This is a genomic window from Methylobacterium sp. WL116, from assembly GCF_008039455.1.
Lineage (GTDB): Bacteria > Pseudomonadota > Alphaproteobacteria > Rhizobiales > Beijerinckiaceae > Methylobacterium.
The window spans coordinates 1-509 of sequence record NZ_VRUV01001110.1; the positions used below are offsets into that span (position 1 = coordinate 1).

Below are 509 nucleotides of genomic sequence, written 5' to 3' on the forward strand. Positions count from 1 at the left end.
GCCCGCGCCCGCGCCGGGTGGTGCTGGTCTCGAACGCGCCCCGCCCCTGGGCCGGCGTGCAGCGCATCCTCGACGGCTACGGCGTGCCGCGCGCCGCCTACGACGCGATCCTGACCTCGGGCGACCTCACCCGCGAGCTGATCGCCCGGCGGCCGGGCGCGCGGATCCACCATCTCGGCCCGGAGCGCGACGGCCCGATCTTCGAGGGGCTCGACCTCACGCTGGTGCCGGCCGACGCCTGCGATCTCGTGGTCAACACCGGCCTGTTCGACGACGCCACCGAGACGGCCGAGGATTACCGGGCGACGCTGGCCGCGCTGAGGGCCCGCGACGTGCCGATGATCTGCGCCAACCCCGACCTCGTGGTCGAGCGCGACGGCCTGCTCATCCCCTGCGCCGGCCTGCTGGCCGAGGCCTATACCGCGATCGGCGGCGCGGTGACCTATGCCGGCAAGCCGCACCGGCCGGTCTACGAGGCCGCGCTCGCGCTCGCCGCCGGCCTCGACGCG

Annotated in this window: 1 pseudogene; it reads left to right on the forward strand. The window is 75.8% G+C overall.

Features of this window, described 5'->3' with window-relative positions:
- A pseudogene (locus tag FV223_RS29635) lies at positions 1–509 on the forward strand (TIGR01459 family HAD-type hydrolase); the annotation flags it as partial.